This window comes from Glaciimonas sp. GNP009, assembly GCF_054343755.1.
Genome location: NZ_JBTGUV010000004.1, coordinates 5,016,746 through 5,037,538 on the forward strand (window position 1 = coordinate 5,016,746; position 20,793 = coordinate 5,037,538).

General features: G+C 48.5%; 18 protein-coding genes. 5 read left to right on the top strand and 13 right to left on the bottom strand.

Going from position 1 to position 20,793, the window contains the following annotated elements:
- Positions 1-464 precede the first annotated feature (464 nt).
- Positions 465-1,166, bottom strand: coding sequence for a pirin family protein (locus ACXX82_RS23100; RefSeq protein ID WP_322238747.1), 702 nt, complete (start codon positions 1,164-1,166; stop codon positions 465-467).
- A 341-nt stretch (positions 1,167-1,507) separates the two neighbouring features.
- On the opposite strand from ACXX82_RS23100, the gene dbpA reads away from it, so the two are divergent.
- Positions 1,508-2,896: an ATP-dependent RNA helicase DbpA gene (gene dbpA, locus ACXX82_RS23105; RefSeq protein ID WP_322238749.1), complete on the top strand. Its 1,389-nt coding sequence runs from the start codon at positions 1,508-1,510 to the stop codon at positions 2,894-2,896.
- A gap of 178 nt (positions 2,897-3,074) precedes the next feature.
- On the opposite strand, the gene ACXX82_RS23110 is transcribed toward dbpA, so the two are convergent.
- Positions 3,075-3,707 (bottom strand): 3'-5' exonuclease, encoded by a 633-nt coding sequence (locus ACXX82_RS23110; protein WP_458563785.1) that lies wholly within the window; start codon positions 3,705-3,707, stop codon positions 3,075-3,077.
- A gap of 250 nt (positions 3,708-3,957) precedes the next feature.
- On the opposite strand from ACXX82_RS23110, the gene ACXX82_RS23115 reads away from it, so the two are divergent.
- On the top strand, positions 3,958-4,425 hold the full coding sequence (locus tag ACXX82_RS23115) for a (2Fe-2S)-binding protein (RefSeq protein ID WP_458563786.1): 468 nt from the start codon (positions 3,958-3,960) through the stop codon (positions 4,423-4,425).
- Entirely contained in the window at positions 4,422-6,785 is a 2,364-nt protein-coding gene (locus ACXX82_RS23120) for a xanthine dehydrogenase family protein molybdopterin-binding subunit (RefSeq protein ID WP_458563787.1), read from the top strand. The genes ACXX82_RS23115 and ACXX82_RS23120 overlap by 4 nt, the downstream gene beginning before the upstream one ends.
- A 188-nt stretch (positions 6,786-6,973) precedes the next feature.
- Here the strand turns inward: ACXX82_RS23120 and ACXX82_RS23125 are convergent, their stop codons facing one another.
- A complete protein-coding gene (locus ACXX82_RS23125) occupies positions 6,974-7,240 on the bottom strand; it encodes a hypothetical protein (protein ID WP_322238757.1) in 267 nt (88 codons plus the stop codon).
- A gap of 43 nt (positions 7,241-7,283) precedes the next feature.
- On the opposite strand from ACXX82_RS23125, the gene ACXX82_RS23130 reads away from it, so the two are divergent.
- Entirely contained in the window at positions 7,284-7,538 is a 255-nt protein-coding gene (locus tag ACXX82_RS23130; protein ID WP_323518688.1) for a hypothetical protein, read from the top strand.
- A 313-nt stretch (positions 7,539-7,851) separates the two neighbouring features.
- Here ACXX82_RS23130 and ACXX82_RS23135 read toward each other — a convergent pair whose 3' ends face one another.
- The 3 genes from ACXX82_RS23135 to ACXX82_RS23145 all read right to left on the bottom strand — a co-directional run bounded on the left by ACXX82_RS23135 (position 7,852) and on the right by ACXX82_RS23145 (position 12,047).
- Complete coding sequence (locus ACXX82_RS23135) at positions 7,852-9,306, bottom strand: Ppx/GppA phosphatase family protein (protein ID WP_458563788.1); 1,455 nt, start codon at positions 9,304-9,306, stop codon at positions 7,852-7,854.
- A 335-nt stretch (positions 9,307-9,641) separates the two neighbouring features.
- The gene (yoaA, locus tag ACXX82_RS23140; protein WP_458563789.1) at positions 9,642-11,690 is read right to left on the bottom strand and encodes a DNA repair helicase YoaA; all 2,049 of its coding nucleotides are present in this window, start codon (positions 11,688-11,690) and stop codon (positions 9,642-9,644) included.
- A 156-nt stretch (positions 11,691-11,846) separates the two neighbouring features.
- Positions 11,847-12,047: a YdcH family protein gene (locus tag ACXX82_RS23145; RefSeq protein ID WP_322238765.1), complete on the bottom strand. Its 201-nt coding sequence runs from the start codon at positions 12,045-12,047 to the stop codon at positions 11,847-11,849.
- Between the two features lie 230 nt (positions 12,048-12,277).
- Between ACXX82_RS23145 and ACXX82_RS23150 the strand changes: the two genes are divergently transcribed.
- On the top strand, positions 12,278-13,042 hold the full coding sequence (locus tag ACXX82_RS23150; protein ID WP_458563790.1) for a PP2C family protein-serine/threonine phosphatase: 765 nt from the start codon (positions 12,278-12,280) through the stop codon (positions 13,040-13,042).
- Positions 13,043-13,216: 174 nt separating this feature from the next.
- Here the strand turns inward: ACXX82_RS23150 and ACXX82_RS23155 are convergent, their stop codons facing one another.
- From ACXX82_RS23155 to lpdA, 7 genes are all read right to left on the bottom strand, one after another.
- Entirely contained in the window at positions 13,217-13,621 is a 405-nt protein-coding gene (locus tag ACXX82_RS23155) for a YgiW/YdeI family stress tolerance OB fold protein (RefSeq protein ID WP_322238769.1), read from the bottom strand.
- 165 nt (positions 13,622-13,786) lie between these two features.
- The gene (locus ACXX82_RS23160; RefSeq protein WP_458563791.1) at positions 13,787-15,169 is read right to left on the bottom strand and encodes an ATP-binding protein; all 1,383 of its coding nucleotides are present in this window, start codon (positions 15,167-15,169) and stop codon (positions 13,787-13,789) included.
- Positions 15,162-15,827 (bottom strand): response regulator, encoded by a 666-nt coding sequence (locus tag ACXX82_RS23165; protein ID WP_322238772.1) that lies wholly within the window; start codon positions 15,825-15,827, stop codon positions 15,162-15,164. The genes ACXX82_RS23160 and ACXX82_RS23165 overlap by 8 nt, the downstream gene beginning before the upstream one ends.
- A 334-nt stretch (positions 15,828-16,161) precedes the next feature.
- Positions 16,162-17,208 (bottom strand): hypothetical protein, encoded by a 1,047-nt coding sequence (locus ACXX82_RS23170; protein ID WP_458563792.1) that lies wholly within the window; start codon positions 17,206-17,208, stop codon positions 16,162-16,164.
- Between the two features lie 162 nt (positions 17,209-17,370).
- A complete protein-coding gene (gene zapE, locus ACXX82_RS23175) occupies positions 17,371-18,468 on the bottom strand; it encodes a cell division protein ZapE (protein ID WP_322238776.1) in 1,098 nt (365 codons plus the stop codon).
- A 117-nt stretch (positions 18,469-18,585) separates the two neighbouring features.
- Positions 18,586-18,990, bottom strand: a complete 405-nt coding sequence (locus ACXX82_RS23180) for a hypothetical protein (RefSeq protein WP_322238778.1) — start codon at positions 18,988-18,990, stop codon at positions 18,586-18,588.
- An 11-nt stretch (positions 18,991-19,001) separates the two neighbouring features.
- Positions 19,002-20,429: a dihydrolipoyl dehydrogenase gene (gene lpdA / locus ACXX82_RS23185; RefSeq protein WP_458563793.1), complete on the bottom strand. Its 1,428-nt coding sequence runs from the start codon at positions 20,427-20,429 to the stop codon at positions 19,002-19,004.
- Between the last annotated feature and the right edge of the window lie 364 nt (positions 20,430-20,793).

The following is a 20,793-nucleotide window of genomic DNA, read 5'->3' on the forward strand; positions in this document are numbered from 1 at the left end:
GATCGATGCGTTACTTCAATATAAAAAGCACGCCATTAGGTGCATGACGTGCCTTGCCAACAGATTAAATAACTCAGGCTGGAATTAATTCAGTCATCGTACACCGAGAATAGGAAAGCGCGCTGACCATTGCCTTTTCGCCTAACGTCATCTCTTCGGTAGCAATGAGGTCAATACTGCTGAAGCCGGTAAATTGCCATACTGAACGCTAATAGGTTTCATAAAAACCATTGGTCATTGCGCCTGCGTAGCTAAAAGCGCTTCCAGATTACCTTGATATAATGACCTTTTCCCCCAAAACAAGCCCAACGATATTATTTTGGGGTATTTAAAACGCGGACTGCTGGACCTCATGCCGTCGATTCGCGCTTTAAAGTCTCATTAATAATTGTACATCGGGCCGCCGCTCAAGATGACATTCACTTCAGGCATTACTTTTATCACGCATCTGATGAAGTAAAGAGTTAATACGGCAAATCGAATACCAATATTTCAGCCGCCTCTGCATCGCTTAAAGAGATTAACGATTCATCTGAAATTTTCAGTGCATCACCTGTGAATAACGCGATCCCGTTCACCGTAACCGCACCGCGTATCACGTGTATATACCCAGTACGTCCTGCCGCTAAAGCATGTGAAATTGCATCTTTTGGACCCAAAAGGCCGGCGTAAATGCAAGCGTCCTGATGTATCAATACCGTCCCGTCGCGCCCGTCAGATGACGCTATAAGGCGTAACTGACCTTGTTTGGACGCTGGAGTGAAATGCTTCTCCTCATACCCAGGTGGAATGCCTTTGACGTCTGGCTCTATCCAAATTTGCAAAAAATGTAGTGCTTCAGAAGGTGAGCTATTAAATTCGCTATGCCTTACGCCTGTTCCTGCGCTCATCCGTTGTACATCGCCATAGTGCAATACAGAGCCCGTCCCCATACTGTCTTTGTGCTCCAATGCACCATCGAGCACGTAGGAAATAATTTCCATATCACGATGACCATGCGTCCCGAAGCCCTGCCCTGGCGCAACTCTGTCTTCGTTGATCACCAATAGCGGGCCGAAACCGGTGTGCTGCGCATCTTGATAGTGACCAAATGAAAATGTATGTCTGGATTGCAGCCATCCGTGGTCGGCTACACCGCGATCACCGCTTTTACGCACTTGTAACATGATGCTCTCCGTTTCTGAATTGACGATTATTTCGATAATGTCGATAGCTTCGCAATGATGGTCACCACTTACCTAAGTAACGCCTATTGATGCATCGATAGGTCTAATTATGATCGACAACAAATCAAAAGAAAAACGGAAAGTTTTCATATCTATTATCGAAAAAATCGAACATATAAATAAAAACGCCTATTTTGTGCTTGCATTTTTCGATTTGGATGCGATAAACGTCACTTAAGTGCTTTTTAGATATTAAAATACATCAAAAAAGCCATCATATCTGGCCCTAAACCGGTGCGCCTGTTAGACTTCCCTCCCCCTTTCTGTCGACTAACGCCACCGTGACTACTTCCTCCTTCTCCAATCTCCCCTTGTCACCAGCGCTTTTGCGTAACCTCGACAGTCTCGGTTATCACGAAATGACGACCATTCAGGCACAAAGCCTGCCTGTGATTCTGGAGCGACGCGATTTGATAGCGCAGGCTAAAACGGGTAGCGGCAAAACCGCCGCGTTTGGTATCGGGATTCTGCATAAACTCAATCCAACCTATTTCGCCATTCAGGCACTGGTTCTATGCCCAACCCGTGAACTCGCCGATCAGGTAGCAAAAGAATTGCGAAGATTGGCACGCCTGGAAGATAACGTCAAAATATTGACCCTCTGCGGCGGCTCGCCGATGGGACCACAAATTGGGTCGTTGGAACACGGCGCGCACATCATTGTCGGCACACCTGGACGGATACGCGACCATATCGGGCGCGGCACCATCAATTTGTCGACAGTGCAAACCCTGGTTCTGGATGAAGCTGATCGCATGGTTGATATGGGCTTTTACGAAGAAATTTCAGGAATCGTCAGTGCTTGTCCGAAGCGCCGTCAGACGCTGCTGTTCTCGGCCACGTATCCCGATGATATACGCAAAGCGAGTGCTGAATTTCTACGCCAACCGGTTGAGGTAAAAGTCGAGGCCCAACATGATTCGGGCCAGATTGAACAGCGCTTTTATGAGGTCTCTTACGATGGCCGTAACGCAGCGGTCGCACAGTTGCTGAATCATTACAAACCAGTGTCAACAATTGCCTTTTGCAACACCAAAATTCATTGCCGCGAATTAGCCGCGGAATTGCGCGATCAGGGTTTTAGTGCGCTGGCGTTATACGGTGAGCTTGAACAGCGCGAACGCGATGAGATTTTGGTGCAGTTTGCTAATCAAAGTTGTTCGGTATTGGTTGCTACCGATGTCGCCGCACGTGGCTTGGATATTCAGACTTTGGGAGCGGTAATCAACGTTGATGTGTCGAAGGATACTGAAGTGCATATTCATCGCATCGGCCGCACTGGTCGCGGTCATGACAAAGGCCTTGCGCTGAGTCTGTGTGCGCCAAATGAAAAAAAATGGGTCAAGCTGATTGAAGACTATCAAAAAGGACCGGTCACCTGGTTTGATCTGGCTACGCTAGAGCCTGCCGAAGGCGGACCACTACAAGCGCCAATGGTGACGCTATGCATCATGGGCGGCAAAAAAGACAAGCTACGTCCGGGTGATCTCTTGGGCGCACTGACCGGCGATGTTGGCCTGACCAAAGATCAAGTAGGAAAAATCAGCGTATTTGAATTCATGACGTATGTCGCACTCGAGCGTCGCATGGCAAAACACGCTTTTTCTAGCTTGAGTAATGGCAATATTAAAGGTCGCAGTTTTAAGATGCGCTTTATTTCCGAGTTGTAAAAGGAAATAGGACAAAAACAAAAAACGCCACACATCCGCTCGCTACAGATAGTTCAATGTAAGTGTGGATGGTGGCGCACGATGGTGGAATGCCACCGTTTCGCAGTTTATGAAGCGGCAATACTCGCCAGAGCTTAGTTCTTACACTCAAGACTCATCAATACTGAATACTCAACACTCAAGCGCGTCCTGATAATTGTCGGGCCAGAAAATCTGGCACCTTTACAGCGGTTAACTTATTCACCGATACCAGCAAATCCGGATCTATCGATGACACACGATAGGTTTGCGACAAGCTTTTAGCAACATGAAGCAGTAAATTTGCGGATACTTCAGCATCGGCTTCTGCTCTATGCGCTGTGCCGTGAAATGGAATCCGCAGCGCAGACGCAAGCGATCCAAGTTTGTAGCTCGTCATCCCCGGAAACACGCGGCGCGACAATTTTAACGAGCAAATCAATGCGTTATAACGTGGCTGCAAATCCAGCGCAGCGCTCTCCGCCAAGAGAAACTTTGCGTCAAAACTAGCATTGTGTGCCGCCAACGCATCGCAACCAATAAACTTTAAGAGTTCCGGGATCACCTTAGAGACCGGCGGTGCGCTATTGACCATTGTTTGAGAGATACCTGTCAGTTGCGAAATAAACGACGGAATCACTACACCGCAATTAACCAGCGACACGAAGCGCTCGACTATTTTGCCCTCCACTATTCGTAACGCTGCGACTTCGGTGATACGGTCGCCCATTGCAGGACTCAACCCGGTGGTCTCGAAATCGAGCATGACGATCGGTTTTTGAAATACGGACATGAATCCTCAGAAAGCAAATTTTTTGATGAGCGAATATTACAGCATGGGGTCGCGCGCAAGCGAAAGTTTGCGTCGAGAACCCTGACGAATCAATACGAGCAGTTTTATAACAGAACAAAAAAGCGGCAAAACCCATACTTTTCAACATGAAAGCGAAAGCAAGATTACAATCCATCAACATCTATGCCAGGGACTGGCTGGGTCATGACCACCTCCATCATTAGGCAAACATCTCAAGTTGGAAAACAAAATGACAACATTAAATATAAATGGCAAGCAACATACTGTTGACTTACCAGAAGACACGCCGATCTTATGGACACTGCGCGACAATGTCGGTTTAACGGGGACAAAATTTGGTTGCGGAATGGCGCTATGTGGTGCGTGCACCGTCCATCTTGATGGTGCACCGATACGCTCATGCGTGACACCAATCAGTGCAGCGGTAGGAAAAAAAATTACCACTATCGAAATGATCGCCAACGATGGTTTGGGCAAAGCGATTCAACAAGCCTGGGTTGCACTCGGCGTACCGCAATGCGGTTATTGTCAGGCCGGACAAATAATGTCAGCTAGCGCTTTGCTGAAAACCATACCGAAACCGACAGACGAAGAAATCGACAACGCAATGAGTGGCAATATTTGCCGCTGCGGTACCTACACCCGTATCAAAGCTGCCATCAAGCAAGTCGCCGCCAATAATCGAGTCGCAAAATGAGCGCAACCTTTGATAATGAAGAAACGCATTTTGAGTCAACATCAGCCATTGAAATTAGCGGTGCGCAGACTGGTGCACACACCATCTCGCGTCGATCGTGGCTGAAAGGCGCCGGTGCGTTCACTGGTCTTGCGCTGACCGTGGGTGTTCACGGCCTTGTCAGCGCTGCTGATGTACCGGTCCCAGAAAAAAAATACGGTGGCGCGGCAATGTCGGGCGGCACAGTCGACAATCCACTCGTTTTTGTTTCAATCGGAACCAATGGCATCGTAACGATCGTTGCCCATCGCTCGGAAATGGGCCAAGGCATCCGTAGTAGTCTGCCGCTCGTCGTTGCTGAAGAGCTTGAGGCTGACTGGAGTCGCGTCCGTGTGGTCCAGGCAAATGCTGACGAAAGTCGTTTCGGTAATCAAAACACCGATGGTTCCCGTAGCATGCGCCACTTTTTCACGCCAATGCGTCAGGTGGGCGCCACTGCGCGTCTGATGCTGGAAACCGCAGCAGCGAATCGTTGGGAAGTGCCAGTCTCAGAAGTCAGCGCCAAAAATCATGAGATTCATCATGCGAAATCCGGTCGCAAACTCAGTTATGGTTCATTGGCTGCCGATGCAGCTAAGTTGCCTTTACCAGCACCCGCGCTGATTCGCCTGAAAGATTCGGCGCAGTTTCGGTACATCGGCAAAGACAAATTCTCTAGCGTCGACTTTCAAAATATCGTTACGGGGAATACCCAATACGGTATCGATACCCGGATAGATGGAATGGTGTATGCGGTTATCGCGCGTCCTCCAGTATTTGGTGGCAAAGTCGCCAGCTTTGACTCGGCTGATGCGATGAAGGTACCGGGCGTCATCCGAATCGTCGAATTGCAAGGCAGTCCGCCACCGGCCTTATTTAATCCCCTAGGCGGCATTGCCGTCATCGCCAGTAATACGTGGGCAGCGATCAAGGGCCGCGAGGCATTGAAGATCAAATGGGATGACGGCCCAAATGCTGTTTATGACTCAACCACCTTCAAGGTAACGCTGCAAGAAGCCGCACGCAAACCAGCCAAAGTCATGCGTAATGACGGCGACACCATGGTTGTGCTGGAAAAGTCTGGAAAACAGATAGTAGCCGAATATTATATTCCGCATCTGGCCCATGCAAGCATGGAACCGCCAGCGGCAACTGCACGCATTGTTGACGGCAAATGTGAAATCTGGGCCTGTGTTCAAAATCCGCAGGCAACGCTTAAGACGGTTGCCGGAACCCTTGGTTTGAAACCCGAGGATGTAAAAATCAATGTTACGTTGCTCGGTGGTGGATTCGGTCGTAAATCGAAGCCAGACTTCGCAGCAGAGGCCGCGCTGCTGTCGAAAGCAATGGATGGCAAGCCCGTAAAACTGACGTGGACCCGCGAAGATGATCTGCGTCATGACTATTTGCATACTGTATCGCTGGAACATCTTGAAACTACGCTTGACGATAAAGGCATGCCACTAGCCTGGTTGCATCGTAGCGCTGCGCCGACTATTTCATCTACTTTCGTCCTGGGCGCGATGGGTGAATCGGCTGGCGAACTGGGAATGAGTGCAATCAATATTCCTTTCGTGATTCCAAACATTCGGGTAGAAGCACCGCCAGTACCGGCGCATACCCGTATTGGCTGGTTCCGCTCCGTCTACAACATTCCTCACGCGTTTGCAGTGCAATCGTTCGTTGCTGAACTGGCTGCTGCGGCTAAGCGTGATCATCGCGAATATTTGCTGGAACTGATTGGACCAGCACGCAAAATCGCTCCGAAAGACATGTCCGACACCACCAACTATGGGGAATCGCCGACGCTTTATCCGCTCGACGCCGGTCGCATGCGTAATGTGGTGGAACTCGCTACGCGTGAAGCTGGTTGGGGACGTAAAGTTGCCAAGGGACACGGATTGGGTCTGGCGGTCGCGTATAGCTTTATGAGCTATGTGGCGGCTGTGATCGAGGTTGCTGTCAGCGATGATGGTACGATCAGTATTCCTCGGGTTGACGTGGCTATCGATTGCGGGCCAGCTATCACACCTGATCGTATCCGCTCGCAAGTTGAAGGCGCCTGCATCATGGGCCTGAGTCTGGCGATGAGCGGTGAGATTACCTTCAAAAACGGTGCGGTAGTGCAAGGTAACTTTCATGAGTATGAAGTCATGCGTTCACTCGCTGCGCCGAAGGATATCCACGTGCATATCGTCCAACACGCCTATGACATGCCGTTAGGTGGCGTGGGAGAGCCCGGAACGCCGCCGATTGCACCTGCGTTATGCAATGCGATCTTTGCCGCAACTGGCAAGCGGATCCGCGATTTGCCGATTCGGGAGCAATTGAAAAAGGCTTAAAAACTGTCTTTGTCGTTTTAGCAGGCTTGCTTGCTGCCTTGATCTTGAATGAAAAAATCCCGATAGTGATATCGGGATTTTTTTGTATGATGGCTATGCTATATCTGCAGTGTGGTTTATAGCTAATCGTAATGCTTCACATTACTGCGGCAATCAACGCTAAGCGGACCACTTAGCCCAACCCCGGGTTATTTCTCTTTTTTTGGACGTCCGGCTTTCACCAACGGCAAGCTGGCAATCGCGGCTTTCAACTTAGCATTGTCCAGGTTTTTGATCAGCGCAACGCCGATTCTCAACAGTTCGCTTTTCTTTACTGCCAAGCCAGCCTTGAGGCAGGCCTTCTTGACGTCGCTCAGAACTTGATATTCATCTTCCGGCATGGTGAAGCTATCGCGGACCAGTTTGGCTTTCTTTGCTTTTACTTTTGGTTCAGTGACTGGTTTAACCGGGCTCATTGGCGTTGCAACAGTCTTCGGTACTTGCAGAACTGGTGCGCTTATGGCGGTCTTTTTAGCTGGCGCTGCAACTGTTTTTGCTGGTGCTACTTTTTTTGGTGCTACTTTTTTTGGTGTCACGGTTTTTTTTGCTGTGATGGGTGCTTTTGGGGCCTTTAGCGTTTTCGCAGGGGCTTTCGCTACCAATTTCACGGGTGCAGTTTTTTTTACGACGGCTTTAGCTACCGGTTTTTTTGTCACTGCAATAGCTGGCTTGGTGGGTGCTCGGGTAACCATAAATACTCCAAAAATTAAATAGTATAAATAATATATGCAATTTAATTGAAATTAGCAAGCCTATGTTTCCAAAAGACATCATTATTATTGCTATCTGACTGTAACAGCAGAGAAATTGATGCTAAATCGCACCGAAAGTTGAAATCAAACAGCGAGGCAACTCCGAGAAGCTTTACAGTCTCGGAGATTGGTCTGGTTTATCAATTGAAATAGGGGTAGTAAAGAAGATAATGATCGCAGTCATTAATAACCAATATTCAGACATTAAATCGATGAATATCGGTATTTACCGCAGGGTAATTAGGCGGCCTTCCCGACTGTTAAGGAATGGCAGCTCAAATGCGCTTGATAGCAAATTCAACGCCAATTTCACGCCACCATTCCCGTTCTTTTTCCATCCAATAAGTTGCAGTCGGATGGTCTGCGACCCATTCGCGCTTAATGTCGAGTTCAATTTTACTTTTCATCTTAACGCGTAGTTCGTCGAGGTCAACCTCAATCCGTGAGTGCAGAAACATGACCGCCAGTCGCAATGCAAGAACTGCTTTGGAGAAATCAGCGTCAAGCAAACTCTCACTAATTTTCCGTAAGTTGCCCTTCTGTCCCAGAATCAAATGACTCATCGTCTTTTGTTCCCTTGTGGTAAACCCTGACAAATCAGCGTTGGCAATCAGATAGGAAGCATGTTTGTGATAACCACTTTGCGATACAACCAGGCCGACTTCGTGCAACAAACCACTCCAATGCAGATACTTTTCAAGCACGTCATTGCTGGGCTTAAGTAAGCTAAACAACGTGCTGGCAGTCTCCGCAACGCGATTGGCGCGCAATTGATCTACGTGGAAGCGCTGCGCAAAATCACGCACGGATTGCTCGCGCCGATCCAGACGCGTGCCGCGTAGTTGCAGATCCCACATGACACCCATGCGTAACCCGGCTTCAATCGGGGTCAATACTTCAATTCCCAGTTCTTGCATCAAACCGCTCAATACAGCCACGCCGCCAACAATGACAGTCGCCCTGTCCGGCTTCATACCAACCATATCAATCCGGCTGACATGCCCCATTTCAATAAACCGCTCTTTCAGCGCTTCCAGACTTTTGTAAGATAAGCGTCGATCACCGAGGTTATTTTTTTCTATCGTTTCTGCGATTGCGCGAATCGTGCCCGATGAACCGTAAGCGTTTGTCCAGTTTTGTGGACGATAAGGCGGTGCTGCATCTTCAAAATGACTGCGCGCAGAGAGAATTGCTGCGGCATAAGCCGCACTGGTGATGCTTCCGCTGGGGAAAAACGCCAAGCTTTGATTCACTGTCCCGATGCCAAACGATTCGACCCGTTCAATTTGCTGGCCGCGACCCAAAATCAATTCGGTAGAACCACCGCCAATATCCAATACCAGCCGTTTTTCATTCGGCAAACGCAGCATGCTGGCGACGCCCATATAAATCAGACGACCTTCTTCCTCACCAGAAATAATTTCGATCGGATAACCAATGACTGCCTCTAACGCGGGTAAAAATGCAGCAGCATTTTTTGCTATGCGTAACGTGTTGGTCGCAACCACACGCACCGCCTCGAGTTGATAGTCTTCTAAAATAGTACGGAAGCGCCCGAGAGAATCAAGTGCAGTCTGCATTGCTACTTCGGTCAAATTGCCTTTGCTATCGAGACCTCCAGCCAGACGAATGGGATCTCGCGCACTCTTAATGACGCGAATGGCATCACCATTGTATTTGCCAATATGTAACCGAAAACTATTCGAACCCAGATCGACCGCTGCAAACATGACATCCTCACAATCTATACAACACTGCACTACATTTAACGATTACAAACTTGAAACTTGACTGGTTTTCAGGGATATAAGATGAAAGAGAAAGCCCTGATCAAAGGCTTTCGACTGCTAGAACAATAAATCCGGATTGTTACCAGTGCATGACATACATACAAACTACTGGAATGGCTATTGTGTGGAAACCAACCGTTGAGCCTTAATTGCAGGGCCGACCAATCGCTTCCACGCTTTGATTTGGACATATTACGTCAGGTGCTTTCGCCATGACTTTAACATCATCCAACACATTTACTCGATGGGTGAATCGTGACGGTGCGGTTCAATGGTCAAACAGCTAGTGGGACAGTGTTAAAAAATTCAGTCGCCACACTAAGATCACGAGTGCGCTTGAACGGTGGCAAACTTTGCCAGATCCGCTTGCCGTAACCTTTTGAAATAAGGCGGGGATCGCAAATCATCAATACACCGCGATCAGTTTCATCACGAATCAAGCGGCCTGCACCCTGCTTCAAATTGATAATCGCTGCTGGCAGTTGATGATGCATAAAACCGTTCATTCCCTTTTTTTCCAAAGCCTCGATACGCGCGGCCAGCACCGGATCGTCCGGTGGAGAAAATGGCAATTTGTCGATAATGACCAGCGATAATGCTTCGCCACGCACGTCAACACCCTCCCAAAAGCTTTGGCTACCGATCAATACGGCGTTACCGGCAGCCCGAAAACGATCGAGCAACTCTGTCCGCCCTGCTTCGCCCTGCACTAACAATGGAAACGGCAGATTCCGCTCTTCGAATTCTGCCCGCAACCTTTCAGCCGCCCGATTGACCGCACGGATGGTCGTGCAAAGCAGGAATGTCCTACCGCCAGCTGCCTCAATGACGGGTAAAGCAGCGTCGATCACAGCGTCTGTATATTCCGGCGAGTTTGGCTGTGGCAAATTTTGCGGCACGTATAACAGGCCTTGCTCACCATACTCAAAGGGACTCGGCCAGGATTGCGCCGGTTCACCAGCAAGACCCATTTGTGACGCGTAATGCTGAAAATCGTTTTTTACCGCCAGCGTAGCTGAGGTAAAAATCCAGGTGCGTGGAACACCTTCACGCTGTTTATTAAAAATCGGCGCAATGGAAAGCGGGGTCTGATGCAATTGTAATGACGTAGAAAATGCCTCCACCCATAACACGCGGCCTTCAGCGTCGCCGTGTACCGCATCTTTAATACTGCTGGTCTTGGCTTTGGATTTAACCGACTCCGGCTTATTCCAGGCATCAATCCGCATCCCAAGTTCAATCGCCCGAGTGCGGCATTGCTCGATAGTTTCAGCACGTTCCGCCTGTTTTTCCAGCGTCGCGATCATTCCGTCAAACTCTTGGCGCAAAGTCTCCAGAGCAGAAAAAAACACGCTAGAAGGCGCAATCTGGTTGACCGCCAGGCGCACCACATCTTGCGGGAACGCCAGCCGCAAATCACGGGCGGCTTTCTCGACCGGCATCACTACTTTGGCCCAGTCAGCGCCATCGCGGGCATGCGACAGACCTTCTGCCAACACGTCGCGGCATAGTTCGAGAATATGCGAGGTGGAAACTGTATCGCCAAAAAATAATGTGGCGACTTCAGGTAATTGATGGGCTTCATCGAAAATGATCGTATTGGCGGAGGGCAGTAGCTCAGCTACGCCGGTATCCTTTAAGGCCACGTCAGCAAAGAACAGATGATGATTGACCACCACGATATCTGCTTGCTGCGCCTCTTTACGCGCCTTCATGACAAAACAATCCTGATAGTACTGACACTCTGCGCCAAGACACGTGTCGCGCGTCGACGTAACCAGATTCCAGATGAGCGCAGTTTCGGGGACTTTTGACAATTCGGCCTTGTCACCGGAACTGGTGGTCTTCATAAAGCGTGAAATCTCGCGTAAATGACCGGTGTCCTCGCGAGAAGTCATGCGTCCATTCTGAAGCGTTCGCTCCAAATGAAAATGGCATACATAATTGGCGCGCCCCTTTAGTAGCGCTATCGACACCGGGGCGCTGAGAGCTTTGCGTACTGTGGGAATATCACGTAAAAATAATTGATCCTGCAAGTTCTTCGTGCCAGTCGAGACGATAACTTTACCACCCCATAATAGGGCTGGAACCAGATAGGCGAACGTCTTTCCCGTGCCGGTACCTGCCTCTGCAATAAGTGTTGTCTGCTGCGCGATAGCTTCCGCAATCGCTTTCGCCATTTCGGTCTGGGCCATTCGCGGGCGAAATCCACCGACAATCTGTCCTAACGGGCCACCAGGACCAAATAGTTGATCGATATCGGCGTCGTGTGTGCCAGCAATTTTGGCGCTTTCGGCAATGGTAATGGATGTATCTTCGGTCAAAGTAACTGTCAGTAATAGGCTTGAAGGATAGGTTTTAAGGCCTTAGGAGCTTGGCACCTGAGATAAAACGAAAAGGTATCGCTAGGATAAAGGAGCCTAGCGGTCATCCTCACCTGAGGGAACTGCGACTACGCTATCTCATTCACTTAGGTTTATCTATGCTGGAATATCCGGAATTAATTGCATTTTTAAGAGCGTAATGTGATCTTTTAGTTGCAGTTTGCGTTTCTTCAGGCGTCGCAATTGTAACTCTTCGCGCCTTACCTCGTTAGCCATCACCTCAATCACAGCATCGAGATCACGATGTTCGACTTCAAGCTCGATGATTCGGCGGTGAATATCTTCACGATCTAACATAGTCACGTTCCCGCATTAAAATTCTATAAATGTTAGGAAAATATCTTATCTTTGATACAAGATATTCCTGCGTATAATAATTTTTTAGATAATCCCAGAAAGCTAGCGACTTGTCGCCCTTGCTTTTAATTGCATGTATCTGCAAACAAGGACGCATCTTTGGGTCAACAGCTTTTTAAATTACATTTCTAAAACACACATCAACAGCGCAGTTTAATCTACCCGAACGAATGAGCCAATATAAAGTCGATGCAGGGACCGGTCAGCACATAGGTGACCGCACTGAACAACAGGACCGGGTCGCCCTTTTAAGTGCGGGCAAGGCGCCTGGATACATGATGGCAATATTAGCGGATGGAATGGGCGGGCGCACAGGCGGCGATCTTGCCGCTGAACAACTCATTATCACTGCGAAACAGCTCTTCAATGAGTTTTCGCCATTGACCGATACGGTGGAGCAACTACTTCTTAATATCGCTCTCGAAACCCGCGCCATCATCAAACTTTCGGCCGCTACTAGTGATACGGATCCCCACAGTACCATGGTTGCCCTGGTGTTATCACCGGATGGATTGGCAACTTGGGGTCATGTAGGGGATTCACGACTGTATCGCTTTGAGGGGGCAAAATGTATCGAACATACGATTGACCATTCGTACGTAGAAAAAATGACCAGCGAGGGCAAGATATCGCCCGCCGAGGCGCCATCCCATCCGATGTCAAACGTATTAATAAACGCGATCGGCTCAACTACCGAAATTCCATTCGTATCAATAGGCCGTCATACCGGATTAAAAACCGGGGATGCGTTTTTATTGTGCTCAGATGGATTTTGGCCATACTTTACAGAGACGGAAATGGGTCTGGCAATTGACAGAGCCACAGTGCGCGAGGCGGCCGAAATGTTTATTGCCAGAGTGCGTGTGCGTACGGTCAACATAGCTGCCGATAATTGTACTTTGGCGATCATCAAACTGGTTACACCATCAAAATAGAGAAAAAACGCAGACCTGCTCGTATAATACAGTCTGCGTGTTTAACGTACGTTCGGGGTATCTGGAGCATTAAAAGATGCAATGGGGCACCAGATATATTGGAAGTACCACACAATTTTGAAAGCCACCGGTTCACGCTCTCTCTTTTACGCCCTCTATTGCGTCAAAAAAAAATCAACCTGGGATAACTTTGATTTGGTTGACTTCCAGTTTAGAGGGACCAAAACGGTTCTTGTCGAATTCTCCAGTGATTTCAACAACGGTATTTTCGTTAATTGTCTGATTCGCAGGAAAGTATTTTGGCGAAATTTTTGTCTTGATTTCACCAGTGGCATCAGCAAAGACATAGTTTTTACTTCCACCGTGGCTAATTAATTTGCCGGTTAAAGTGACGTACTGATCGTCTTTTCCATCGTCCAGTAATTGTTTCACAGTCATCTTTGAAATACTGGACGGGCCAGTATATTGGGTATTAGCGCCAGCTGCACTGGCAGTCGGTCCCGTATAGCTTTGCGAAATCGCAGCTGCGCAGGAAACTGTTAACACGGTGATGGCGATTACTTTGGCGATGCGATTCATGAGATATCCCTTTTGACAACGGTGTGTGTAATAGTTGATTCAGCGCGTTCGGAGACTGCGCTGGACTGTTGCTATTAAACTCCCTCAACATTAACGTTATCTTAAGAAACAAAAATCTTACGTTCGCCACTTAAACTCGGTAATGCTTCTGCACAGGTGATCGCTTCACGCTGGAAAATCCAGGAAAACACCGAGGCCACGTGTATGCAAACCGCGCCCAAACGATAGTTTTGCACCATGTAACTCAGCGATGCGACGTACGATAGAAAGCCCCAGTCCATTGCCAGCCTCGCCACTACCAAGTACACGAAAAAAACGTTCGCTCAATCGACTGTGTTGCTCTTCATTAACACCCGGACCATCGTCGCAAATAGCAATACGCACCACACCGGACGCGGTCCTGGTTTTAATCTGTATCGTGCTTTTCGCTGGACAATAACGCAATGCATTATCAAGAAGATTGCGCAAAGCGATATACATTAATTCCGGATTTATATTTAACGACTCAACCTGGTTTTGTAATTCGACGCTTATATCGCGGCGGCCAGCATTAACGGCATGGGCATCAATCAACCCCTGAAGAAACGGGGTTAGCGCAACCGACTGTCGCTTCAAGCCATCTTGATTGATGGGGTCCAGCCGCGCCAGTGCCAATAGGTTCTCGACCAAAGCCGTCGTGCGATCAACATCGTTACGCAGTTTTTGAAAGGGGATAGCCAACTCAGCATGTTGACGTTGTAACAACTGAACGTGCATGCCTATTGCCGCAAGCGGTGTGCGGAGCTCATGCGCTGCATCGGCAGTAAATCGACGCTCTGCTTGCAGCGCCGAATCCAAACGCAACAGCATGCCATTTAACGCGTTGACGATAGGTTTTAATTCAGTGGGCTGTCCCTCTAACAACACTGGTGTCAAATCATCGCGTGATTTTTGGGTCAGTGCATGGGCTGTGAGGTTAATCGGTTTCATTACCCGATTAACGCAATACCAACTCACTGCACCCACCATAGCAAGCAATAACAAAGCCGGAATCGTGAGGCTTTCCGCCAGCTCATCAAGTATATCCAGACGTTTTTTAAACTTCTGCCCGACTTGCACTTCAAAATGCGCATCACTGCTGCGAACCACAAAAATACGCCAGCTTTTGCCATCAATATCGATATTCTTAAAACCTTTGCGCTGGTCGAAATGTGGAATAAAAGGACTATCCGGTGCTTTGGTTGTGCGTTGGATCACCTTGTTATCCACCACGATCTGATACTGAATATCAACCTTACGGGTTTCACTCGTGCCGCTATCGGTTTCGGCCAATAAGCCTCGCGCATTCAAGTCAGTGGTCGCGGCCATGATCAAATAACTGGACTCTTTCAAGGCGTCATCAAACACGTCGTTAGTTTCGTGCCATGCAATAAACACCATAATGGTGATACTGGCGATCCACATTAAGGTACTAGTACCCAGAATCGTCCATAACAAACGCAGGCGCAGAGAATAGGAGCACTGCTTGGCAGAGTTGATATCAACGTTGTCGGCTAAAGACTTAGGCATTCTCTTCTTTTAAACGATAGCCAAGATTACGTACGGTAACGATAAAAGACGCCCCTAGTTTTTTGCGAAGATGGTGAATATGCACTTCAATTGCGTTGCTTTCCACTTCCTCGCCCCAACCATATAAGCCTTCCTCAATCTGAGCACGCGTAACAATTTGCCTGCGATGCAGCATCAATGCATGTAGCACGGCAAATTCACGGGCGGTCAGTTCTACCAGTTCGTCATTACATGTCACTCGTTTGCTGGCGATATCTAAGCCGATATTGTCATGTTTGATAATATTATCAGCGCGATGGGCATAACGCCGCATAGCGGCCCGAATCCGAGCTGACATTTCTTCCATATCTACTGGCTTGATCAAGTAATCATCAGCGCCCAGATCAAGTCCTTTGATGCGGTCTGCTAACGTATCTCTTGCAGTAAAAATGAGTACCGGCACGAGGTCTTTGTTAGCGCGCAATTGCATAAGAAGCTGATCACCGGACGCGCCAGGTAAGCCGCGATCTAACAATACGCAATCATAACTGTGGGTTTGGAGGGCAATCGCGGCGGAATCCCCACGTTGCACCCAGTCGACGGCATAGCCGTCAAGCTGAAGCCACGATTGAACGGTCGCACCCAGCGAGGGGTCGTCTTCTGCAAGGAGGATACGCATGAGATTGATCTTAACTCGGTTAAATTAAGGCAGTCTTAACACCGCAATAGTTACTCGGCATTTGGTAGTTTGGGTGCCTTAAACATTTTTAAGACCGTCATGCTTAGGAAAGTTGAACGTCGACCAGCTATATCGATGCACGCAAAAGACGCTACCCGACGTGGCGCTACGTTCTGATGCGGCAGATTACGTAGTTAACAACAACACAGTCCAATACACAACCATTTCTGAAAAATGACGAGAAATGGTTTTCCCCCTTGCGTTCGAAATTTTACCTGCGCTCAACCACTTTACATTGAACCAGTTCCGAAGTTTTTAAGCTCAAAGTGCCACTTTAGGGCTGGGCTGGCGCTGGTGCACCGGAAGGTGAAGTGACTGCCGGCGGACTCACTGCTGGAACTGCAGATGCCTTTTTCTCCGCAAGATCGCGCGCTTTTTCTGCTTTTTTGTCAGCTACTTCACGCTGACGTGCAGCCGCATCCTGGCCTTTTTTGATAAATGCAGCTCTGTTAGCAGCGCGTTCTGATGCTTTAGCAGTTTCATTTTGCTGTATTTTATTTAATTTATTGGCATTGTCTGAGATGCGTTTCTCAGCCTCGCCTGCATGGAGCTTGGTATTCGCCGTAACAGCGGCATCTTTCTCCCCGCTTTCTTTTACCTTATTTGCAATTGAACTCTCTTTTTCCTTTTGGTCTTGCTGCAACTTAGGCGCAGAAATATCATTTTTGGTTTGCTGTTCTGCCAGCGCTTTATCGCGATCATCCACTGTAGCACGTCGCTTATAGGCGTTTGCCTCAACCTCCAGAGGGCGAATTTGCTTTAACGCCAAGCGGCGTTGCTCTTTCGCGGCATTTAAACAAGGATTAGTAAAAAACTTTTTGTAACAAACGCGCTGCTCGTTCAGAGTGCGTAACTCGACCTCGGCACGTGCCTTTGTCACATCGGTCAACACATTGTCTGCACCGGCCACCGAACTGACAGAACCGAGCGGATGACGCGTTGCAAATTCTGCGGCAGGAATAGAAGAATCGAATACTTTATTAATATCCCTAGACTGAATCGGATTATCTGTAGGGTTGGCAGATTGCTTAGCGTCTTTATTGACGTTGGACACATCACTTTGAGATGCGTCTTGGTTGACGCCTGCTGTATTTTGCTCAGAGCCAGGTTTTGCGTCGACATTTGCTGTGGATTTGCTGTTGGATGTAATGCCGTTATATTGATCCGATTTCGTATCGTCCTGCGCATGCGCCCTGCCAGCCATCCCACCCAGAAATAGCAAGGTAGTCAGGAGCGCAAACGTTGATATCACGGGCAGAGAGAGACCGTTGGTTTTGATCGCTGAAGACTGCATTTTAATAACAAAAGAAGCGAATCTCACGTGTTTCCATCCATTCTTTACATTGCATTGTTCGGTTAATCAACATCGCATAACGTCGGGGCCGTGTAGCGTCGGAACAAGTGGGCCGGTCCTTCGCGGCCTATTTGCCGCGTTACATCAACATTAAGCACAATCCCGTTTCGGCGTCCGGCATATTAGTGATTATGCAATCGCGTCTGCCGTACCCCGTTGCTCGGAATCCATATATTCCTTAGACTGCATCTCACTGATACGTGATGCCGTACGATGAAATTCGTTTGCCAGCATGCCTTGGGTATACAACTCTTCTGGCGCAACCGCTGCCGACATAATTAATTTTATTTTGTGATCATAAAACACATCGATCAACCAGGTAAATCGGCGTGCTTCCGACGACATTGCTGCCGACATTTGCGGAATACCGGACAATATCACTGTATGGAACCGACTGGCAATTTCGAGATAGTCATTCTGCGAACGTGGCCCCCCACACAACGTCGCGAAATCGAACCAGATAACCCCACCAGCGCGCCGTAACGACTTAATTTTACGCGCTTCAATATCCACGACCGGGTCCTGATCTGCCATTTCGGCAATCCCAGCAAAAGCGTGACGCAAGGCGCGGTCACTGTCGCCATTAAGTGGCGTGTAGTAACTATCCACTAAATCCATCGCAAGTCGACGGTAGTCTATTCCCGCATCGATATTAATAACATCGAGCTTATCCCGCAATAGCTTAATGGTCGGCAACATGCGATCACGGTGTAAGCCATCCGGATACAGTGTACCCGGCTCGTAATTGGACGTCATCACGAATGAAACGCCGTTATCAAACAAAGCTCTGAGTAAGTTGTACAAAATCATCGCATCAGCAATATCGGATACATGAAATTCGTCGAAACAGATCAAACGATATTTTTTTGCGATCCGCTTAGCCACTTCATCAAGAGGATCCTCTACGCCTTTCAATTCATCCAACTGGCGATGTACTGCGCGCATAAACTCATGAAAATGCAGACGTACCTTACGAACCACGGGCACAACGGAATAAAAACTATCCATGAGAAACGATTTGCCGCGCCCGACACCACCCCACATGTATACACCACGCGGCACGTCAGGACGATTGATTAGTCGCTTCAAAGAATTCGAGCGTTGCGCTTTGAAGGCCACCCATTCATCATAAGCTTGCTGAAGCCGCTCGACCGCCAGCAACTGTGCAGGATCAGAGGTAAATCCACGCTGCCTCAACGTCTGCTCATAAAACTCTAGGACGTTCATGATTGTCAACCTCACATGCTCAACTCCCCCGTCCATACTTAGCTATCAGAACGACCGGGTAAAACAAAAATGGGCGAGCCATTGCTCACCCACACTTAGATGTTGCGATTCTTGCAACTATAGTCGGTCCATTTCAACCGATATCTGGCTTGGATAGGCCCCATTTTTATTGTCAACACTGGTCGGAAAACTGGTCCCCTGACCTAAGCCTATGCCACCACCACCCGCAGCACTACCTCCCATACTTGGTAAGCCAGCCCCCGGTGGCGCTTTAAAGATGATGACCCCACTCCGATAACCTCTTTTACTACAGTCAACATGTAAATCACCGTCTGCAGCCGATATCACTACTTCGGCTGGGGTCGTCAGGTTCCAGGTTCCACCATCCGTTTTGACTACGCAACGAGCGGCGGTCAAAGGCTGCCCATCCGATTTGGTTTGGATCTGGATTCGACCATTATCTGACCCAGTTGTCGCGCAGCCAGCAAGTAAAACTATCGATAACAGGGTCAGATGACGCATCGTCATTTCCTTTAGAAGTTGAGCGAGCGCTTATCAACTGCCAGAGCAGCTTCTTTGGTCGCCTCAGACAACGACGGATGTGCGTGGCAAATACGTGCAATATCTTCGGCAGAAGCACGGAATTCCATTGCTACGACTGCTTCAGAAATGAGTTCCGAAGCCATCGGTCCAATGATATGGACACCAAGAATTTCATCGCTTTTTGCATCAGCTAAAAACTTCACCATACCGGCAGTATCGCCCAGCGCGCGCGCCCTGCCATTCGCCAGGAACGGGAATGTGCCCGCTTTATAAGCAACGCCTTCCGCTTTCAATTGCTGCTCGGTTTTTCCAACCCATGCGATTTCTGGTGACGTGTAAATAACCCATGGAATCGTATTGAAGTTGACATGACCGTGTTGGCCCGCGATCCGTTCCGCGACAGCAACACCTTCTTCCTCGGCCTTGTGTGCGAGCATTGGGCCGCGTACCACGTCACCGACCGCCCAAACATTTGCCAGGTTAGTTTTGCAATCACCGTCAACATTGATGAAGCCGCGCTCATCCAGTTGCAAGCCAACGCCTTCAGCGTTAAGTCCAATGGTATTAGGTGTGCGGCCGATTGAAATGATCAATTTGTCGAACACGGCTTTTTGGGCTTCGCCTTTGGCATCGGTATACTCAACCGTGACCTCTTTTTTGCCCGCAGTGATAGCGCCAATCTTGACACCCAGACTGATATTCAACCCTTGTTTGGCGAACAGTTTGGCTGCTTCTTTAGCGATTTGATCATCTACTGCGCCAAGAAAAGCTGGTAACGCTTCCAGGACGGTGACTTCTGCACCCAGACGACGCCAGACGCTTCCCATTTCAAGACCGATGACGCCAGCGCCAATAACACCGAGTTTCTTCGGTACAGCGCCAATTGTCAGCGCGCCAGTGTTGGACAAAATCAATTTCTCGTCAAAATCAGCGCCCGGCAATGCACGCGCATTGGATCCCGTTGCCAGAATGATGTGCTTACCGCTAATCGACTCTTCGGTCTTGCCAGCAACCTTAATTTCGTAACCGTTAGCGTCGCCTTTAACAAAAGAGCCCCGTCCGTGGAAAAAGGTCACTTTATTTTTTTTCAACAAATACAAAATGCCATCATTGTTCTGTTTAATGACCGTATCTTTACGCGCCAACATCTGTGGCAAATTCAAGGTTAGTTCCTTGATATCGATACCATGATCTGCGAAGCTGTGGCCAGCATGTTCGAAATGTTCAGAAGATTGCAGCAACGCTTTTGATGGGATACAACCAACGTTGGTACAGGTTCCGCCTGGTGCCGGACCGCCACTGGCGTTTTTCCACTCATCAATACAAGCGGTATTGAATCCAAGTTGAGCAGCACGAATTGCTGCGATATAACCACCAGGACCGCCACCGATAACGATAACGTCAAATTGCTTACTCATAGTTTTTCCTTCGTTCTTTTACGGCGCTCTTGGCAACAAGGCATCACGCACTACTTCAGGTAAATTCGGTATTTTTCGACTTCTTACGACAAAGCCAAGGCTAACTTAGCGGCAACGCATTGCGTAACTGCCGCTCACTTCTTTGGTGCTTACTTTGATGCTTACTTCTTTAATAATCACGTCTTTTAATCACGTCTTTGATGCAGACTTTTTACATCGCAATAAATCGTCATTCCGTTGTTTACCCCACTTGTACGCTAATTTATTTAATTCAACCAACATGACGTAAAGCAGTCCACTTCATGCCTTCCGGTCAATTCCAATGAGGTATTGACCGAAAGGCAGTAAAGCGCAATTACTTTTA

Excerpts from the sequence above, each read along its gene's own strand:
- ACXX82_RS23125 (WP_322238757.1), bottom strand. The coding sequence starts at position 7,240 with ATGAGCCCGGTTAAACCAGTCACTGAACCAAAAGTAAAAGCAAAGAAA.
- ACXX82_RS23160 (WP_458563791.1), bottom strand. The coding sequence starts at position 15,169 with ATGCCTAAGTCTTTAGCCGACAACGTTGATATCAACTCTGCCAAGCAG.
- lpdA (WP_458563793.1), bottom strand. The coding sequence starts at position 20,429 with ATGAGTAAGCAATTTGACGTTATCGTTATCGGTGGCGGTCCTGGTGGT.
- ACXX82_RS23150 (WP_458563790.1), top strand. The coding sequence starts at position 12,278 with ATGAGCCAATATAAAGTCGATGCAGGGACCGGTCAGCACATAGGTGAC.
- ACXX82_RS23180 (WP_322238778.1), bottom strand. The coding sequence starts at position 18,990 with ATGCGTCATCTGACCCTGTTATCGATAGTTTTACTTGCTGGCTGCGCG.
- ACXX82_RS23110 (WP_458563785.1), bottom strand. The coding sequence starts at position 3,707 with ATGTCCGTATTTCAAAAACCGATCGTCATGCTCGATTTCGAGACCACC.
- ACXX82_RS23145 (WP_322238765.1), bottom strand. The coding sequence starts at position 12,047 with ATGTTAGATCGTGAAGATATTCACCGCCGAATCATCGAGCTTGAAGTC.
- ACXX82_RS23165 (WP_322238772.1), bottom strand. The coding sequence starts at position 15,827 with ATGCGTATCCTCCTTGCAGAAGACGACCCCTCGCTGGGTGCGACCGTT.
- zapE (WP_322238776.1), bottom strand. The coding sequence starts at position 18,468 with ATGAACGTCCTAGAGTTTTATGAGCAGACGTTGAGGCAGCGTGGATTT.
- ACXX82_RS23135 (WP_458563788.1), bottom strand. The coding sequence starts at position 9,306 with ATGTTTGCAGCGGTCGATCTGGGTTCGAATAGTTTTCGGTTACATATT.
- ACXX82_RS23120 (WP_458563787.1), top strand. The coding sequence starts at position 4,422 with ATGAGCGCAACCTTTGATAATGAAGAAACGCATTTTGAGTCAACATCA.
- ACXX82_RS23155 (WP_322238769.1), bottom strand. The coding sequence starts at position 13,621 with ATGAATCGCATCGCCAAAGTAATCGCCATCACCGTGTTAACAGTTTCC.
- ACXX82_RS23130 (WP_323518688.1), top strand. The coding sequence starts at position 7,284 with ATGGCGGTCTTTTTAGCTGGCGCTGCAACTGTTTTTGCTGGTGCTACT.
- ACXX82_RS23115 (WP_458563786.1), top strand. The coding sequence starts at position 3,958 with ATGACAACATTAAATATAAATGGCAAGCAACATACTGTTGACTTACCA.
- ACXX82_RS23100 (WP_322238747.1), bottom strand. The coding sequence starts at position 1,166 with ATGTTACAAGTGCGTAAAAGCGGTGATCGCGGTGTAGCCGACCACGGA.